This is a genomic window from Coprococcus sp. ART55/1, assembly GCF_000210595.1.
In the GTDB taxonomy this organism is placed as follows: Bacteria; Bacillota; Clostridia; order Lachnospirales; family Lachnospiraceae; genus Coprococcus; species Coprococcus aceti.
The window spans coordinates 1,581,366-1,583,065 of sequence record NC_021018.1; the positions used below are offsets into that span (position 1 = coordinate 1,581,366).

The 1,700-nt window shown below is 30.1% G+C and carries 3 protein-coding genes; all 3 read right to left on the reverse strand.

What is annotated here, in order from left to right; translation table 11 throughout:
• Positions 1 to 41: 41 nt before the first annotated feature.
• A complete protein-coding gene (locus tag CCU_RS07255) occupies positions 42 to 329 on the reverse strand; it encodes an ERCC4 domain-containing protein (RefSeq protein WP_055145580.1) in 288 nt (95 codons plus the stop codon).
• A 15-nt stretch (positions 330 to 344) separates the two neighbouring features.
• Entirely contained in the window at positions 345 to 1,253 is a 909-nt protein-coding gene (locus CCU_RS07260) for a hypothetical protein (protein WP_015534125.1), read from the reverse strand.
• 70 nt (positions 1,254 to 1,323) lie between these two features.
• Positions 1,324 to 1,700 (reverse strand): AAA family ATPase (locus CCU_RS07265; protein WP_208896080.1); only part of this gene is annotated, 377 nt, incomplete at its 5' end.

Sequence of the window (1,700 nt, forward strand, 5' to 3'; positions counted from 1 at the left end):
AATCGGTTTAAACAAAGCAAACTAAACCAATCCTAAACCGATTAATCTTTTAATATCCAGTTAGCTTTACGTTGGTTTTCTCCATCCTTTTCAATAACATTCTTATTTTTTAAGGTCGTTAATAAGTTGTGAACTTTATGTTTTATTTGGTCATCCGACAATGAATCTGGTAACTTATCCCATAACAATTTGTTAATTTCTTTTCTATTTGCTTTTGAATATTGTTTCAGATATTCAATAATTAATGTCTTATAATACTGATCATCCAAGTCTTTAATTTTTATATAACCTGCTTGATCCTCAATACTTTTTGCAACTGATGCTGGCAAACACAAATAACAATATTATTTTATTTTTTCAATCATATTTTCAACAGATTTGTATGTCAACTGTTCTGTCTTAAAATATTTTCTTAATAGTTCTCCAATTCCCTTTGGGAAAAAAAGTAATGTCTCAATAACCATGTTTGTTTCAGCAGAAAACTTAACTGTCACAATATCTTGTAAATCTGATGAATTCACATCCTGAATTATCATTGTTCCAGTCGCCTTTACTCCATTTGGTGTAAACTCGCCAAATACAATTTTATACAATCCTAATTCTTTAAGCAAACGAAGTACGATTTTATTTCTAGTTGAAAGATCATCCAGTTCTAAAAACTTTTTTTTATTTGATTGAACATGGTTATGATGACTCCCCATAGTTGCAACAACTTTATTTCTAATTTGAATCTCCCCTATTTCTTTCTTTCGTTTCAATTCCTGAATTATTTTGTCCTTGTCAGAAACTAAATCTTCGACACTTATAAACTTACACTGTTTCTGATATTTATGAATATCACAATTACATACAATTTCAAAAGAATCACCAATCTGTTTTCCCTTTTCTTTATTTCCAGTCAAGATTTTAGAATCCAATTTTACGTGTTCAGCATAACAAGGAACTAACAGCACACTCAATAGTTCAAAATAATAATCGTCCTTTACCATTCTTTCATCATCATAAACCTCAAATTCTTGATTTCCATCACATTCATCAATATCTATGTTCTCAATATATCTTGCCAATACATTATTAAATGAATTATTTAATTGCATGATCATACTTTTTAAATCTCTGTCTTTAATCATCGAAATATGTATCGGAAATGGCTGTATTATACGTCTTTGCATTTTTTCTATCATTCCGCGATAGACAGCAATAGGGACTCGTTTACTTTTCTCCGGATATGAAGCAATTTTAATCACATCCATAAAAAAGAAATATTTTCACGTATTTCTCTTTCGTTTGAAAGATCAAACATATATGGATCTATCAATACACTCATGATAGCCCCTTTCTTTCGAATGATGCCTCAAGTATTGAATTAAGTAACTCTTGCGTCTCATCTCTAAAATCTTCTGGATAATCAATATTTCCGAAACCAGAAATATTTGCAAATGTTACCTTCGTTCCACTTTTATTTTGGAAAAAATTCACTGCCGTAGCATCTTGCGAATATTGTTCTTTGACAATATGATATCTAAGCCTTAACAAAAAATATTCACTATGTGTCTCTAATATAATTTTTCTGCCATGTTTGCAATATTCTGTAAACATGTCAGCCAACCGACTCTGAGAATATGGATGTAAATGAAGCTCTGGCTGTTCAAAAACCAATATTTCATTTGGTTCAGATAATAATACAGATATCAATACCG

Coding starts and splice junctions, on each gene's coding strand:
- CCU_RS07260 (WP_015534125.1), bottom strand. CDS start 1,253: ATGGATGTGATTAAAATTGCTTCATATCCGGAGAAAAGTAAACGAGTC.